17 protein-coding genes are annotated in these 14,276 nt (G+C 70.1%); 14 read left to right on the top strand and 3 right to left on the bottom strand.

Features of this window, described 5'->3' with window-relative positions; all coding sequences use genetic code 11:
- The 14 genes from ABD212_RS09600 to ABD212_RS09665 all read left to right on the top strand — a co-directional run.
- Window positions 1-527: hypothetical protein (locus ABD212_RS09600; RefSeq protein ID WP_344093817.1), on the top strand; the 527-nt coding region annotated here is incomplete at its 5' end.
- A gap of 52 nt (window positions 528-579) precedes the next feature.
- Complete coding sequence (locus ABD212_RS09605) at window positions 580-1,494, top strand: hypothetical protein (RefSeq protein ID WP_344093819.1); 915 nt, start codon at window positions 580-582, stop codon at window positions 1,492-1,494.
- 188 nt (window positions 1,495-1,682) lie between these two features.
- Window positions 1,683-2,345: a hypothetical protein gene (locus ABD212_RS09610; RefSeq protein ID WP_344093821.1), complete on the top strand. Its 663-nt coding sequence runs from the start codon at window positions 1,683-1,685 to the stop codon at window positions 2,343-2,345.
- Window positions 2,329-3,051 (top strand): hypothetical protein, encoded by a 723-nt coding sequence (locus ABD212_RS09615; RefSeq protein WP_344093824.1) that lies wholly within the window; start codon window positions 2,329-2,331, stop codon window positions 3,049-3,051. Before ABD212_RS09610 ends, ABD212_RS09615 begins: the two co-directional genes overlap by 17 nt.
- A gap of 25 nt (window positions 3,052-3,076) precedes the next feature.
- Window positions 3,077-4,336: a phage tail sheath family protein gene (locus ABD212_RS09620; RefSeq protein ID WP_344093827.1), complete on the top strand. Its 1,260-nt coding sequence runs from the start codon at window positions 3,077-3,079 to the stop codon at window positions 4,334-4,336.
- Window positions 4,333-4,824, top strand: coding sequence for a phage tail protein (locus ABD212_RS09625; protein ID WP_344093829.1), 492 nt, complete (start codon window positions 4,333-4,335; stop codon window positions 4,822-4,824). The genes ABD212_RS09620 and ABD212_RS09625 overlap by 4 nt, the downstream gene beginning before the upstream one ends.
- Window positions 4,817-5,875 (top strand): hypothetical protein, encoded by a 1,059-nt coding sequence (locus tag ABD212_RS09630; RefSeq protein ID WP_344093831.1) that lies wholly within the window; start codon window positions 4,817-4,819, stop codon window positions 5,873-5,875. The genes ABD212_RS09625 and ABD212_RS09630 overlap by 8 nt, the downstream gene beginning before the upstream one ends.
- Window positions 5,875-6,726 (top strand): hypothetical protein, encoded by an 852-nt coding sequence (locus ABD212_RS09635; RefSeq protein WP_344093833.1) that lies wholly within the window; start codon window positions 5,875-5,877, stop codon window positions 6,724-6,726. Before ABD212_RS09630 ends, ABD212_RS09635 begins: the two co-directional genes overlap by 1 nt.
- Window positions 6,723-8,267 carry a phage baseplate assembly protein V gene (locus tag ABD212_RS09640; RefSeq protein WP_344093835.1) on the top strand — a complete coding sequence of 515 codons (1,545 nt, stop codon included), beginning with the start codon at window positions 6,723-6,725 and terminating at the stop codon, window positions 8,265-8,267. Before ABD212_RS09635 ends, ABD212_RS09640 begins: the two co-directional genes overlap by 4 nt.
- A gap of 1 nt (window position 8,268) precedes the next feature.
- Window positions 8,269-8,613 carry a hypothetical protein gene (locus ABD212_RS09645; RefSeq protein ID WP_344093837.1) on the top strand — a complete coding sequence of 115 codons (345 nt, stop codon included), beginning with the start codon at window positions 8,269-8,271 and terminating at the stop codon, window positions 8,611-8,613.
- Complete coding sequence (locus ABD212_RS09650) at window positions 8,610-9,056, top strand: GPW/gp25 family protein (protein ID WP_344093839.1); 447 nt, start codon at window positions 8,610-8,612, stop codon at window positions 9,054-9,056. The genes ABD212_RS09645 and ABD212_RS09650 overlap by 4 nt, the downstream gene beginning before the upstream one ends.
- Window positions 9,053-11,623, top strand: coding sequence for a baseplate J/gp47 family protein (locus ABD212_RS09655; protein WP_344093841.1), 2,571 nt, complete (start codon window positions 9,053-9,055; stop codon window positions 11,621-11,623). Before ABD212_RS09650 ends, ABD212_RS09655 begins: the two co-directional genes overlap by 4 nt.
- Complete coding sequence (locus ABD212_RS09660) at window positions 11,613-12,395, top strand: phage tail protein (protein ID WP_344093843.1); 783 nt, start codon at window positions 11,613-11,615, stop codon at window positions 12,393-12,395. Before ABD212_RS09655 ends, ABD212_RS09660 begins: the two co-directional genes overlap by 11 nt.
- Window positions 12,392-12,841, top strand: coding sequence for a hypothetical protein (locus tag ABD212_RS09665; RefSeq protein ID WP_344093845.1), 450 nt, complete (start codon window positions 12,392-12,394; stop codon window positions 12,839-12,841). The genes ABD212_RS09660 and ABD212_RS09665 overlap by 4 nt, the downstream gene beginning before the upstream one ends.
- Here ABD212_RS09665 and ABD212_RS09670 read toward each other — a convergent pair.
- From ABD212_RS09670 to ABD212_RS09680, 3 genes are all read right to left on the bottom strand, one after another.
- Window positions 12,766-13,698 (bottom strand): hypothetical protein, encoded by a 933-nt coding sequence (locus ABD212_RS09670; protein WP_344093847.1) that lies wholly within the window; start codon window positions 13,696-13,698, stop codon window positions 12,766-12,768. The genes ABD212_RS09665 and ABD212_RS09670 overlap by 76 nt on opposite strands.
- Window positions 13,699-13,737: 39 nt before the next feature.
- On the bottom strand, window positions 13,738-14,037 hold the full coding sequence (locus ABD212_RS09675; protein ID WP_344093849.1) for a hypothetical protein: 300 nt from the start codon (window positions 14,035-14,037) through the stop codon (window positions 13,738-13,740).
- A 64-nt stretch (window positions 14,038-14,101) separates the two neighbouring features.
- Entirely contained in the window at window positions 14,102-14,251 is a 150-nt protein-coding gene (locus ABD212_RS09680) for a hypothetical protein (RefSeq protein ID WP_344093851.1), read from the bottom strand.
- Between the last annotated feature and the right edge of the window lie 25 nt (window positions 14,252-14,276).

Below are 14,276 nucleotides of genomic sequence, written 5' to 3' on the forward strand. Positions count from 1 at the left end.
AGGTGGTGTCGGGTCCGACGGTCGCGTTCCAGGTGGCGGAGCCGAACAAGCGCAAGTTCCCGTGGTGGATCGTGATCGTCGCGGTGGTCGCGGTGCTGCTGCTGGCCGGGGGCGGCATCCTGATCTGGAACCTCACCCGACCCGCGCCGACCCCCACACCCACGAAGACCGAGGCGGCGCGGCCGGTGTTCACGACCGGGAACTTCGTCTTCGATCAGCCGACTCAGGACGTGGATCTGGACGGTGATGGGATCATCGACGTCTCCCTGTCCGACGCGGATCTGATCGCGGTGCCCGACAATCGCCCGACGACCGTGACCGGCGCGATGCGCGGCGTGGCCTTCACGACAGATCCGAGCTTCGTGGCGTGCCGTGACGCGACCTTCTCGCCCTCAGTGGACATCCCCGATGCCCAGGGCACGACGTGGGTCTGCACGTTCACCAGCAGAGAGCACGTGGCTGTGCTGGAGTTCGCACCGCAGAATGGGAGTCAGGCGCGCGATGTCTCATACACGGTCTGGCAGTAGGCACCGGCGTCATGTCGCAACCTCAGCGAAGCCGCGATGATACGGTGACGCCGTGAGCGGGTCGGGTGACGCGGGTTTTGGGCCGGTGGGTCCGGTGGGGCCGGAGGGGCCGCCGTTCGCGGTGGCGGGTCCGTCGCAGGTGGTGCTGGATGCCGCCCGGTCGGGTAGCGGGTCGTTCACGGTGTCGAATGTGACGGGTCGGCCGGTGCGGGCTCGGGTTCTGGTGCTGCCGGGTGCGGGTGCGGATGCGGCCTGGTTCCAGGTGGTGGGGGAGTCGGAGCGGGCGCTGCCGGTGGCGGGCACGGCGACGGTGGATGTCACGGTGAAGGTGGCGGAGAAGGCGGCGGCCGGGGCGTTCTCGTTCGCGGTGGGTGCGGCGTTGGAGGAGTCGCCGGATCAGGTGGTGTCGGGTCCGACGGTCGCGTTCCAGGTGGCGGAGCCGAACAAGCGCAAGTTCCCGTGGTGGATCGTGATCGTCGCGGTGGTCGCGGTGCTGCTGCTGGCCGGGGGCGGCATCCTGATCTGGAACCTCACCCGACCCAAACCTGGACCCACGAACACCCCCACCCCCACAACGACGGTGGCGGAGCCGTCCGTCTTCAAAAGCGATCTGTTCCTCGCGACCCCAGGGACGTACTTCGATCTGGACACGGGTCAGCAGGTCATGACTCCCAGCGCGGGCGGCGGCGAGGACGTGTTCTTCTATCAGGGTGCCGGGTCGGGTGAGCTCGGCGTTGTCGGGCAGGGCCCGCCGAGACTGGCCGTGGTCGACCAGCCGACCTTCGCGGCATGCGAGGCCGCGACCTCGTATGACGACCTCAACGCGCAGAACATCGTGCTGCTGCCGGATCGGGCGACGTTCGTCTGCGTCAAATTCACGGATCAAGACCGACGATCGGTGATGACCATCGGCCCTGCGACCGGTGGCGGGTTCCCGGTCTCCTTCACCACATGGAACAGGGGCTGACCTCGTCCCGGTGACGCCCTGGTGCGCCCTCCCGGCGCCTGGTACCGTGTGGCCGTGGTGACCATGGGGGATATGGCGCCGCGGGTGGGTCCTCGACGCGCGCGACCTCGCTGATCCCACGGGCCACCGGAATGGTCCGGTGCACGATCCTCGGCGCAGCGTCGCGGGTAGAGCGTGGGGTAGGTCCGATGTCGAACACATTCGTGCGAACGCTGGTCACCGCCGTGTTGGCAGCGGCCGTGAGCGTGGGCACCCTCTTCGCTGCCTCCGCGTTGTGGCCGGCTCTGCGGAACCCGTGGGTCCTGATCATCGTCGGCGCTGTGGCGCTCATCCTCGGCATCATCGCCGGCATTCTCGGAAGCTACGACCTCACGACGCCCAGCGGCTGGCTCCTGCTGCTGGTGGACAATTCCTGGGCCCTGCCCAGCACACTGCTCGGCGCGGTCGTCGGCAACATCGTCTATCCGTTCTTCGGCTCTCCGTCGACGTCGCAGAGTGCCGGCCAGGACTGGGTCTCGTACAAGGCGCGCGGGTCATCGGGCTTCGGGGTGGACGTGCTGCAGACGCTCGGAACCGTGAACATCGGCGGATCCGGGAACCACGAGCGCGTGCATCTGCTGCAGGCGCGCATTCTCGGACCGCTCTTCCTCGTCATCGTAGGTATCAGCTACGTGGTCCTCTTCCTCTTCCAGTGCGTGTGGTCCATCACGATCGGTCTCATCCTGCGCCTGACCAAGGTGCGCGACACCGCCTGGTTCCGCGCCCCTGCGAAGTCGGCCGTGCCCGGGTTCTGGGGCTGGATCTACTTCGCGACGCCGATGGAGCTGTGGGCGTATGCCACCGAACCCTGAGCCGTCGGAGGACTTCGCCCGCGCCGTCGAACCGGTCGTGGACTGGGCGACCTCCGTCACGAAGCTTCCCGTGGTCCACGACTTCGACGAAGAGCACACCGGTGCCGGCGCCATCCTGCTGCGACCGCTCGAGCTCGAGATCGCGCCGGCGGCCGGACCTGTCATGAGGCACATCAGCAGTGCCGAACTGACCCTCGATCTGCTGGTGACGACGGTCGGGCTGCCCGTGTTCGACGCCGCCGCGATGACGAGCGGGCTGGCGCTGTCTGCGACGGCGGACTCCGACTGGATGATGGATGCCGCAGGCCCGAGTCTCGAGCTCTGGCGGGCACTCGACCGCCCGCCTGCGCCGGCCTTCATCCTGCGGGTGCCTGTACGGCGGATCGTCGAGCGCCCGACGGCACCGCTCGTGCGCGAGCCGGTGCGAGTCATCCCCGCGCAGCAGCGCGTCGTCGTGGGACGGGTCGTGGCGTCGAACGGCCGCCCGCTCGCAGAAGCCCGCGTGGCTCTCGCCGACACCGGGGAGTCCACGATCGCCGACCACGGTGGTCGGTTCCGTCTGCCGGTCGCCACGGTCACCGGCATTCCGCTGACGCTGAGTGTCGCCGCCCACGGCACGTCCATCATGCTCTCCGTCGACGCGCCCGCAGTGGACGCCGGCGGCGACCTCGGGGATCTCACGCTCCCCCTGCCTGAATCCGTCTGACCGACACGCTGAGAAAGGCCGATACATGCCGCAATACCTCACCCCAGGCGTCTACGTCGAAGAACTCCTGGCGGGCACCAGGCCGATCGAAGGCGTCGGCACGAACGTCGCCGCCTTCGTCGGAGCGCTCGACAACGCCGATGCGCCCACCGGTGTTCCGACCGCCGTCAACAACTGGACGCAGTACACGAACCTGTTCGCGAGCGAGGGACCGAGTTCTGCGCTCACCCTCGCCGTTCACGGGTTCTTCCTCAACGGCGGTCAGAGATGCTACGTGCTGAACGTCGGTCCGGGCGGGTCGCTGACCGGCACACCGTCCAAGCCGGGCATTTCTGCGCTCGAGCACATCGACGAGATCGCGATCGTCGGAGCGCCGGGATTCACCGACGCGGCGTCGTACGATGCCGTTCTCAGCCATTGCGAACTCATGAAGGACCGGGTCGCGGTGCTCGACGCGCCGGCCGCGGTGGGCGATCTCAATGACCTCACGAAGCCCGCGACGGCCTCGTCCTCGTCGTCATCCGCAGCCGCGTCGTCATCGGGCGACGCTGGCGAGGCGGCTGACGGCGGTGCGGAGTCGCCGCCGGCGGCGGCGACCCCACGGCGGGGATCCTCCGGCGGAGGCGCGGCACCGCGGCAGTCCGAGTGGGGGGCGGTGTACTTCCCGTGGATCCGGGTCACCGACCCGCTCACCGGCAAGATCGTCGACGCGCCCCCATCGGGGCATGTCGCAGGAGTCTGGGCTCGGACGGACGGGAGTCGCGGCGTCCACAAGGCGCCGGCCAACGAGACGGTGCGCGGAGCCCTCGACCTCACCTACCCGCTCACGCCGAGTGAGCAGGGACTCCTCAACACGTCCGGCATCAACGCGATCCGCAACATCAACGGGAGCATAAAGATCTGGGGTGCCCGGACGCTGGCGGGCAGTGCGAGCGAGTGGCGCTATCTGCCGGTCCGGCGCCTGTTCGCCTTCGCCGAGGAGTCGATCCAGCAGGGCACCGGATGGGTCGTCTTCGAGCCGAACGACCGGACGCTCTGGAACGCCATACGCCGGGACATCCGCGCGTTCCTGCGTCGGCTCTGGCGCGACGGCGCGCTGTTCGGGGCGACGGAGCGGGAGGCGTTCTTCGTCAAGTGCGATGAGGAGACGAACCCGCAGGAGGACATCGATGCGGGCATCGTCACGGCTCTGGTGGGCATGGCACCGGTCAAGCCCGCGGAGTTCATCGTCTTCAAAGTCAGCCAGTACGCGGCCGGCGGAGCCGGCGGGGAGGAAGCACAGTGAGCGACGCATCGGCGACACCCAAACCGGCGGCAGGCGCCGCGCAGAGCAAATGGGTGGACCCCTTCGGGGCGTACAACTTCAAGCTCATGATCAGCGGGCTCGCGGTCGGGCACTTCACGGAGTGCTCGGGTCCGCAGGTGATCCTCGACACCGTCGAGTATCGCGAAGCGGGGCAGTCCCAGGTCGTGCACCACATTCCGACGATCACGTCGTACGGCGAGATCTTCCTGCGCCAGGGACTGACTCGCACGACCGAGCTGTGGGACTGGTTCATGGCGACGGTCCACGGCGAGATCCAGCGCCACGCGGTGTCGATCATCCTGCTCGACTCTCGCGGAACGACTCCGGTCGTCCAGTGGGATCTGTTCGATGCACTGCCCACCCGCTGGACGGGAGCGAACCTGCGGGCGACGGCACGCGAGGTCTACGTGCAGGAATTCGGACTGAAGTACGAGGGAATCGAAAGGGTCGGGGCGCGCGATGCCTGATCGGCGTCGGCCGGGTCTCTGGAAGACGCTGGTCGCCGCCGCCCAGACCGCCATCGATCGCCTCGCCGACGGGATGGAGTCCCTCGCCGACGGCATGCGGTTGTTCGGTCGCGGGAGAGCACCCGCTCCGCCGACCGACCCGCGGCTCGCGGGAGTCGACCCCGCGCTCGCGCAGTACGTCGCGGCCCGGGATCCGGCGTGGTTCTCACTCGACGTGCCGGCGACCCCGGCGGTGGACATCGAATGGCCCTTCGAGGAGGGCGAACAGCAGGCTGCGGCTGCATCGCCCCCGCCGTTCGTGCGGGTGAGTCACCCGGATGCGCCGGACGACGAGCCCGCGGCCGCCCCTGGGCGCGGAACAGGCGCGGCGTCATCCGCCGGCGACCCGCCCCCCGCCGCGTCCGTGACAGCCCCGCGGATCATGTTCCGTCGGCGGCGGGAGGGAGCCCCGGACGCGGGCCCGGGGCGCGAGCCCGCCATCGACACAGTCCGTTCGGCCCGACGCGGCGCCCTTCCACCGCGGTCGGACGAACCTCCGTCGAGTCCCCGCACGTATCCGGCTCAGGAACGTGCGCGATCGGATGCCGCCAGCCCGCAGCCGCCCGCAGGTACGCCGAGTCCCGCACGGACGGCGCCCTCACCACCAGCCGTCCGATCCATCCCATCGTTCCCGGCCGAGGATCCGGCGATCACCCCGCCGATCCTCCGAGGGGCACCCGCACCCCCGGCAGCAGCCCGTGCGCCCTGGCCGCCTCTCGTCCTCGCCCGGACCTCGCCTCCTGCCCACTCGGCCATCCCGTTCCCGACCCCGTCGGCACCGGCGGGGTCGAGTGCGCAGCACCGTGGTGCGACTGCTCCGTCGCCCTCACCTTCGCCTGAGCCGGGCGCAGGCAAGCCGGCTGCCGCAAAGCCGGCGCCGGCGGTGCCGGGGCCCTGGCCGGAGCTGCCGCCGCCGCGCTGGACGGATCCGTCGACCGACATCGGTGGGACTCTCGCATGGTCGGCATCCGCCAATTCCGATGTGCTCATCGACGAGCAGCGGAGGGTGTGATGGAGCGGGTCGCGTTCATCGTCGAGGCGACGGGCGAGCGGATCTCGTGCATGCTCAATCCCGAGCACATCGTGCAGCGCCGCATCGCCGGGCTCGCGCCCCGCCGCACCGGCTCCGGAATCGCGACGGGGCCGTCCCGCTCCGATCAGCCGCTTCTCCACACCGGCGGCGGTCGCACCGAACTCGAGCTGCAGCTGCTCTTCGACGTCGACCTTGTGCCGCCTCCGGTCGTTCCGCCCCCGGCCCCTCCGGTCCCCACGGACGAAGTCACCGACTTCCTCGATGTGGACTTCGCTCCGCCCGCCCCGCCTGCGCCGACCCGCCCGCGGCGGGATGTGCGCGACCACACGCGGCCGCTGTGGCAGCTGGCCGAGAACTCTGCGGAGGGCGGGAGGGGAGTCCCCCACGTGCGCATGGTCCTCGGCAAGGAATGGAACATGCTCGGCGTGGTCGAGGCACTTGCAGAGCGATTCGAGAGGTTCGACGCGAACGGCACCCCCGGGCGTTCGTGGCTCAGTATGCGCATGGTCCGCGTGCCCGACCCCAATCCGCCGGCGCCCGAGACACCGATACCCGTCACGATCCCCGACGCACAGGCGGCAGCGGCGGCAGCCGCTGCGCCGGCGGCCATCCACGCCGTGATCGGAGCCGGCCCGTCACCCGACGACCAGCCGGCATCCGGCGGCGAGACCCTTCCCGAGATCGCGGCCCGATACTTCGGTGGCCGCTCGGCGCTGTGGCGGTGGATCGCCGACGTCAATCTGCTCGACGACGTCATCTGGCCCGAAGCCGGCCGTGACCTGATCATTCCGCCCGCGCCCGAGGAACTGCCGACAGGAGAGCCCCGATGACGGATGCGCAATCCGCAGTAGCCTCCGGACCCACCCGGATTCCGGGGGTGACGCTGCGCGTGGACGGCGCCGAGGTGGACTCCGAGCGGGTCGCGCTCCTCGCCGGCATCCGTGTCCGCCGGGAGGCCAGTGCGCCTGCGGCATGCGCTCTCACGTTCGAGGATCCCGCCGATGCCGAGGCGCTCGAGAACCTCCTCGCCCTCGGAGCCTCGGTCGAGGCATCCGTCGACGGGTTCTCGGATGTGCTCTTCACCGGCGAGATCGTGGCCGTCGACCACGCGTTCGGATCCGACGGGATCCTGCAGATGACCGCGCGGTGCCAGGACGCCGCGCACCGCCTGCGCTTCGACTCGCAGCTGCGCGTCTTCGTCGACGTGTCCGTCGCGGAGCTCGTCCGCGAACTCGCCTCGGCCGGCGGCCTGCAGGTCAGCGCACCGGACGAGGGTCCGCGGATCCCGCGCCTCGTGCAGGATGGCCGGTCGGCGCTGGACCTGCTGACCTCGGTCACCCGGCGTGCCGGACTCTGGTGGCGCGTCGACCGGTCGGGGAACACGCTCGAGCTCTTCGACGAGGCCGGGACCGGGGATGAGGCGACAGTCGTCTATCGTGAGACGCTGCTGCAGGCGACCGTGACGGCGAGTTCGCTCTCGAACCGCTCCGGGTGGCGGGTGATGGGCTGGGATCCCGTCACGGGGGATGTCGCCACGGGCACCGCATCCGGTCAGGCGGCAGGGCCGGGCGCGACCGAGGCGGTGCTCGGCGGGGCGATGACGGCGGGCAGCGCGCACCTCGATGCCCTCGCGCGAGGTCTCGCAGAAGACGACGGCACCGTCGGCCGATCACTGCGGGCGGTCGTCGAGGGGGACCCCACCCTGGACCCCGGGACGTCGCTCATCGTCGAAGGGTTCACGCGGGCGGCATCCGGAACCTTCCTCCTCCTCACGACCGATCACGTCATCGACGCTTTCGGGGGCTACACCACGACCGTCACCACGACCCCGCCCGATCACCTGCGGCTGCTGCGTCGCCTCGACGAGTCCCCGGGGCGCGAATCGGCCGCTATCACGATCGCGGAGGTGCTGCGAATCGACGACCCCGAAGGACGCGGCAGGGTGTGCGTCTCGCTGTCCGCGTACGACGGGCTGGAATCGGAATGGCTGCCGGTGCTCGCCCTGGGCGCAGGTGAGTCGAAGGGGCTCGCACTGCAGCCCGACATCGGCGATCGCGTCGTCATCGCGCACGACTCGCACGACCCCGGGCGCGGCGTCGTGCTCGGGGGGCTTCGGACGAGCGACGGCGGCGAGCCCGGCGTCGGCGTCGTCGAGGGGGCGGTGGGCGTCTACGGCCTGCGGCTTCCGACGGGACAGTCGCTGCGCATGAGCGCCGACGGCGACAGCATCGTCGTCGCCAATAAAGGGGGCAGCCGGGTGGAGCTCACCGAGACCGGCATCGTCGTCCATGCGGCCGGCGACCTCGTTCTCGAGGCCCCGGGGCACCTCCTCCGGCTGCAGGCCGATCGGATCGAACTGGAGCAGGTCTGACATGTGGTTCTGGCTGACACTGGATGCCGACATCCGCTGCGAGCACAAGATCGGAAAGCTGGCCCTCATCGCACCCGAGGACTTCGTCTTCGTCGGAGGCAGGCCGGTGCTGACGGACGGCGACCCGGTCGGTCGCTCGATCGGCGGGTGCCCCAACGTCGGCCCCGGAATCAAGCCGTGCACGACGACGGTGAACGTGCAGCGCGGCGAGTCGGGCTATGTGACGATCGGCGGCAAGCCGGTCGTGCGGGCGGATCTTGCCGGGCTCACCGACGGCACGCCGCAAGGACTGGTGAAGTACCGGGTCGATCATCCCGGACAGACGCTCGTGACGGAGGCACCATGACCATCCAGGTACCGACCAGACGTCGGCCCCCGACGTGGACGGCATGGCGGTTCGGCCACCCCGACCTCGATGACGGCCTCAGCGGGCTCTCGGTCGGTCCGAACGGGCGGATCGAGCTCGTCCGCGACGCCGACGCGATCCGCCAGGCGCTCGTGCTCCTGCTCTCCACCCGTCCAGGGGAGCGCATCATGCGGCCCGACTACGGCTGCGACCTCGCCCGGCTGGTCTTCTCGCCGAACGATGACACGACGGCGGGTCTCGCCATCCACTACGTCCGTCGCGCGGTCGAGCGGTTCGAACCCCGCGTCGTCATCCTCGCGGTCGACGCAGGTCCCGCACCCGACGCCCCCGACCGGCTCGAGGTGACGCTCGACTACCGCCCGCGGCTGGGCGGACCGGCCGATCGGCTCGTCGCGGCCGTGCCGCTGCAAGGGGGTGCGTGACTTTGCCGCTTCCGATCCCGAACCTCGACGACCGCGACTTCGACCGGCTCGTCGCGGATGCGAAGGCGCTGATCGCTGCGCGCAGTCCGGAGTGGACGGATCTGTCCCCGAGCGATCCGGGGGTGACGCTGCTGGAGGTGTTCGCCTACCTCACCGACACGCTGCTCTACCGCGTGAACCGGATTCCCGAGAAGGCGTTCGTGCAGTTCCTCGAACTCATCGGCGTTCGGGTCATGCCTCCCGCCGCGGCATCCGTCGATCTCGTCTTCACCGCCTCAGCCCCCGCGACGACCGAGATCGTCATCCCGCGAGGAAGCCGCGTGGCGACGGCGCGATCGGATGCCGACTCGCCCGTCTTCTCGACAGCGGACGATGCCCGCATTGCCGTCGGTGCCCAGAGCGCGACCGTGCGGGCGTACGCGGGCGAGGTCGTCGAGGGTGAGTACCTCGGTGACGGGACGGGCAAGCCGGGTCAGCTCGTCCGGGTGGCGCACCCGCCGATCTCGCTGCCGACCGGCGATGTCTTCGATCTCGTCGTCGGCGTTCAGGCAGAGCCCGGCGAGCTCGAGAACCGCGAGCCGGCACGCGAATTCGCGGGAGCCACGTATCGGATCTGGACCGAGGTCGAGCACTTCGGGGCACCGCCCGGACCCGAGGCCGAGTCCCACCTCTATACGCTCGACCGGGCCGAGGGTGTCATCATGTTCGCGCCGGCCGCGCAGATCGCCGATGTCGGCGGCGACGGGCTGACGGCTCAGCCCGTCGCGCTCGCGGGCGTGCCTGGTCCGGGACGGCGAATCGTGGCGTGGTACCGCCACGGCGGCGGGGTGAACGGGAACGTCGCCGCCGGCGCGCTGACCACGCTCAAAGACCCCGTCCCCGGTGTCACGGTGACGAACACGGTTGCGGCGACCGGCGGACGGGACCGCGAGACTCTCGAGAACGCGATGATCCGCGGACCGCAGTCGATCCACACGCTCGACCGCGTCGTGACGGCGCGCGACTACGAGCAGTTCGCCGTGGCCGCCAGCGGCGGTGTGTCGCGGGCACGGGCGGTGACCAGGGCGGATGCCTGGGTGGGGGCCACACCCGGCGAGGTGCAGGTGTACGTCGTCCCCGGGGTGGACGGCGGGACGGACGTGAGCCGCGACGCCCTTGCGGCGGCGATGAGTCCGCAGGTGCTCGAGCGCCTCACGGAGGCCCTGCGTTCCCGGCAGCCGATCGGCACCCGGGTGCGCGTCTCATGGACGGGCTTCAAACGCATCCTGGTGCGCGCCTCGGTCGTCGTGCACCGCGCCGAGGATCGCATCGCGATCGAGCAGCGTCTCCGGGAGCGACTCGACCAGGTGCTCTCGCCTGTTCCGGTCGGCACCGAGACCGGCTGGCCGTTCGGCGAGCATCTGCGGGTGGCGAAGGTGTACGACGTGCTGCAGAGCGAACGCGGCGTGCGGTACGTGTCGGATGTGACCCTCGTCGTCGAGGACGTACCCGGCGTGGTCCCTTCGATCGTGCGCGACCCGAACGAGCGCAGGACGTGGTTCGCGGCGAGTGGCGAGCAGGTCTTCCGCACGGTCGACGACGCGACCGGCTGGGTCGCCGTCTCGCGGTTCGAAGGCGAGTCGGTGGAACGCGTCGCGGTGCTGCGGGACGCACCCGGATGCATCGTCGCCGTCGCGCGTGTCGGTGAGACCGAATCGAGCGTCGTCCACGTCTCGCTCGACTACGGCGAGACGTGGGCGCGCGTCCGCGAGTTCGACTCCCACGTCGAAGAGGTGGCGCTCGCGCTGATCGACGGCCAGCCGCATGCGTTCCTCGCGACCGACTCAGGGCTGTACCGCCAGCCGCTGCAGGGCGAGGCCGTGGGCGACCGCATCCTGGTCGTCGCCGAGAATCCCGCGATGGGCTTCTACGGCGTGACCACCTCGGTCGATCCTTCGGGGGCGCTGTGCGTCGCGGCCGCCGCGCAGGAGCTCAAGGGCGTCTTCGTCTCATTCAACGAGGGGCGCCCCGGGACCTACGTCAACTCCGGCCTGAGGGATCAGGACATCCGGGTGCTTCGCACCCTCGAGATCGCCAACCGGCGATACCTCTACGCGGGGGCGTACGCCACCGGCGACGAGGAAGGGGCCGGGGTGTCGCGGGTCGAGGTGCTGGCGGTGCAGCTGGACGCCAAGGGCTGGGCGCCCGCTGGTGCTAAGTGGAGCGGTGGCAGCTGCCGAGACATCTCGTTCATCGGCGAAACCGTCCTCGCATCGACCGAGCGCGCCGGCGTCGCCGTCGCCAACCCGCTGCAGGAGAGCGGCAGCTGGCGGGTTCCCACGCGCGACTGCGGGCTTCCGCTGCGCCCGAACGGGGCGTTCCAGGCGCTGTACACGGTGGCCGCCAGCGACACGAACCCTCCGCTGGCGCTGTGCGGCGGTCCGGACGGCGTCTTCCGCAGCGGGGACGGCCGGGTGTGGCGCCTGGCATCACCGGCCTCCTTCGGAGATGAAGTGTCGCTGCCGCCGAACTGGCTGTTCGCCCCCGGAACCCACGAGATCACGGTCGGGTACGACGATGCAGGCTGACCGCATCGCGACCCTGCTCCCCGAGGTCTACCAGCGCACCATCGTGGCGGGCACCCCGATCGCCGCACTGCTCGAGGTGATGGCGCAGCTCCAGGATCCGGTCGAAGACGTGCTCGGCCGGCTGCCCGACTATTTCGATCCCCAGCTCACGCCCGACCGGTTCGTGCCGTTCCTCGCGAGATGGGTCGACCTCGCTCGCTGGCTGGACGAGACGACCGGAGGCTTCGACTCGGGCGTCGGGCGACTCCGCCAGGTCGTCGCAGGCGCCGCACACCTGTCGCGTCTTCGGGGAACGGCTCAGGGCTTGAAAGAGGCCCTCGAGTGGGCGACCGGGGTGTCCGGCATCCGGATCGACGAGGACGTCCCGGATGCCAAGGGCCGCACGCGTCCCTTCCATGTCGTCGTGGCGCTCCCCAAGGAGGCCATCGCGCACCAGGTGCTCGTGGAGCGGATCGTGGAGCAGGAGAAGCCCGCGCACGTCACCGCCGACGTCGTCTTCGAGGATGGACCGGCCGCACCCGAACCGATGCCCGCGGCACCGGAGCCATCCCCGACGCTGCCGGTGGGCGAGCCCGATACCGCCCCGGAGCCGTCGTTCCCCGGGAGCGAGCCTGCGCCGGTGCTGACCGGAGCGCTGGAGCCGGAGGTTCCGGCCGAGACACCCGCCGCTGCACCGCCCGCGCCTGCCGCGCAGGCACCCGCGCCCGCCGCCCCGGCATCCCCGCCTGCATCTTCTCCTCCGCCTCCCTCGCCTGAGGGGTCGCACGCGTGAAGGTGATGATCGTCGTCCTCGTCGCGATCGCCGTCGCGGCAGTGCTCGTGCTGTTCTACGGGGCCGTGCGCCCCGAGGGCGACGCCGGCGCGGCTCAGGGGGGTGTCGGCGGCGGGCTGGGATGGCTCGTCCCTCGGCCGACCCTCGGGTTCGCCGATGTCCGCAGCGCGTCGTGCGCCGATCAGGAGCTGCGCGTTCTCGTGGTCGCCGCGAACGGACGGTGCGACATCCCGCTGCGCGATCCCTCGCAGATCGTGCTCTGTGTCGATGACCCGACCACCGTCGAGATCACGACGAAAGGCAAGGAGTATCCGGAGCAGCCGGTCGCGGCATCCCGTCTGTCATGTGCGGATCCCCAGGCGATCTCGATCTACGACCCGGGAACGAAGCTCACGATCAGGTGCCCGGGTCTTGCCCCGTGCGCCGTGCGGGTCATCGAGCCCTGAGCCGCGCCGGGGGTGGTCGCGCCGCCAGTGGTCGTCGGCTCCGCCGCTTCGCGCTCGCGCAGCGGGCCACCGCCCTGGCGCCCGAGGTTCAGCTGCTTGATGAGCGAGATGATGCCTCCGATGAACATCAGCAGCCCCCAGATGACGCCCACGATCGCGACGATGAGCGCCCCGATGGCGTCGGTGATGCTCACCAGGATGATGGGCACGATCGAGTGGAGGATCATGATCACGAGCGTCAGGAGCACCGTCAGGAGCAGCCAGAACACGAGGCGCTTGTTGCCGAGCATGCTCTGCTGGGCGACGATCAGGAAGACGATGGCGGCGAGCTGAAGGAACATGATCAGCCCGAGAACCGCAGCCGACGCCCAGATATTGAAGAACCCGAAGATCGCGAGGTAGGCGAGGGTGCCGAACGGCGCGGCGAGGAACAGCGACACCATCGTGATCAGCGCCACGAACGCGAGGATCGCGAGGATGATACCGCCGATGACGGCCACCAGCCCGCCGAGAACGCTCACTATCCCGCCGATGAGCGGGATCATCCGGTTTCCGATGAGCAGCGGAAGCACCATGAGCGCCACGATGATCAGCAGCAGCCCGTTCGGAAGCGCCAGATACGGGATGGCGAGACCCGGGGGATCGGCCGCGCTCGAGCCGAAATCGGTGGGAGCAAGCCCCTGGACATCGCCCGGGGTCACGCCCTCGGGGACCGACGATGAGCCGCTCTGCAGCTGTCCGATGCGGTCCTGGAGCGAACCCGGCGAGATGACGATCCCGGCTCCGACACACGCGAGAACGGCGAGCAGGATCGCTGCGAAGGCGACCCACAGGGCCCAGGCGCGCAAGCCGTGCATGCGCTCAGTCTGTCCACTCGCCGTGCGCGGCGCCAGTGCTCACATCGCGAGCAGGATGCCGCCGATGACGAAGCCGACGACGAGGATCCCGGCAGCGACCCACCACGCCCAGTCCGGCGGCACGAACTTGCCGCCGTACTTCGGACCGGAGACGGATCCCTGCGGGGTCGCGGTCGCACCGGCGATGAACGCGACGACCACGGCGGCCAGGAACGCGATGCCGATGACGATGAAGCCGGCCTGCGATCGCATGGCACCCACGACGATGGCGGTGATCCCCGCGGCGGCGCCGAGCACGTAGCCGAGGATCGACAGGATGAGTTTCAGAGTGCTGTTCATGTGGAGGATGAGAGGTCTGGATCGCGCCGTGATACATCGGCGTGAGATCGTGGCGGGCTGAGCCTCAGGCGGGCGCCGCGTCGGGGTCGAGGGTCTTGAGGGAATCCTCCTCGACCGCGTTGTCGGCCTCGAGCTGCTCCTCGGTGGTCTCGTCACCGCCCGTCGGAGCATCTTGGTGGGGCTGTCCGTTCTCGTCCGCTCGTCGTTCGCCCATGGTCCCACGGTAGGCGGTCAGTCGC

It is taken from the genome of Microbacterium deminutum (assembly GCF_039530205.1).
GTDB classification, from domain to species: Bacteria; Actinomycetota; Actinomycetes; order Actinomycetales; family Microbacteriaceae; genus Microbacterium; species Microbacterium deminutum.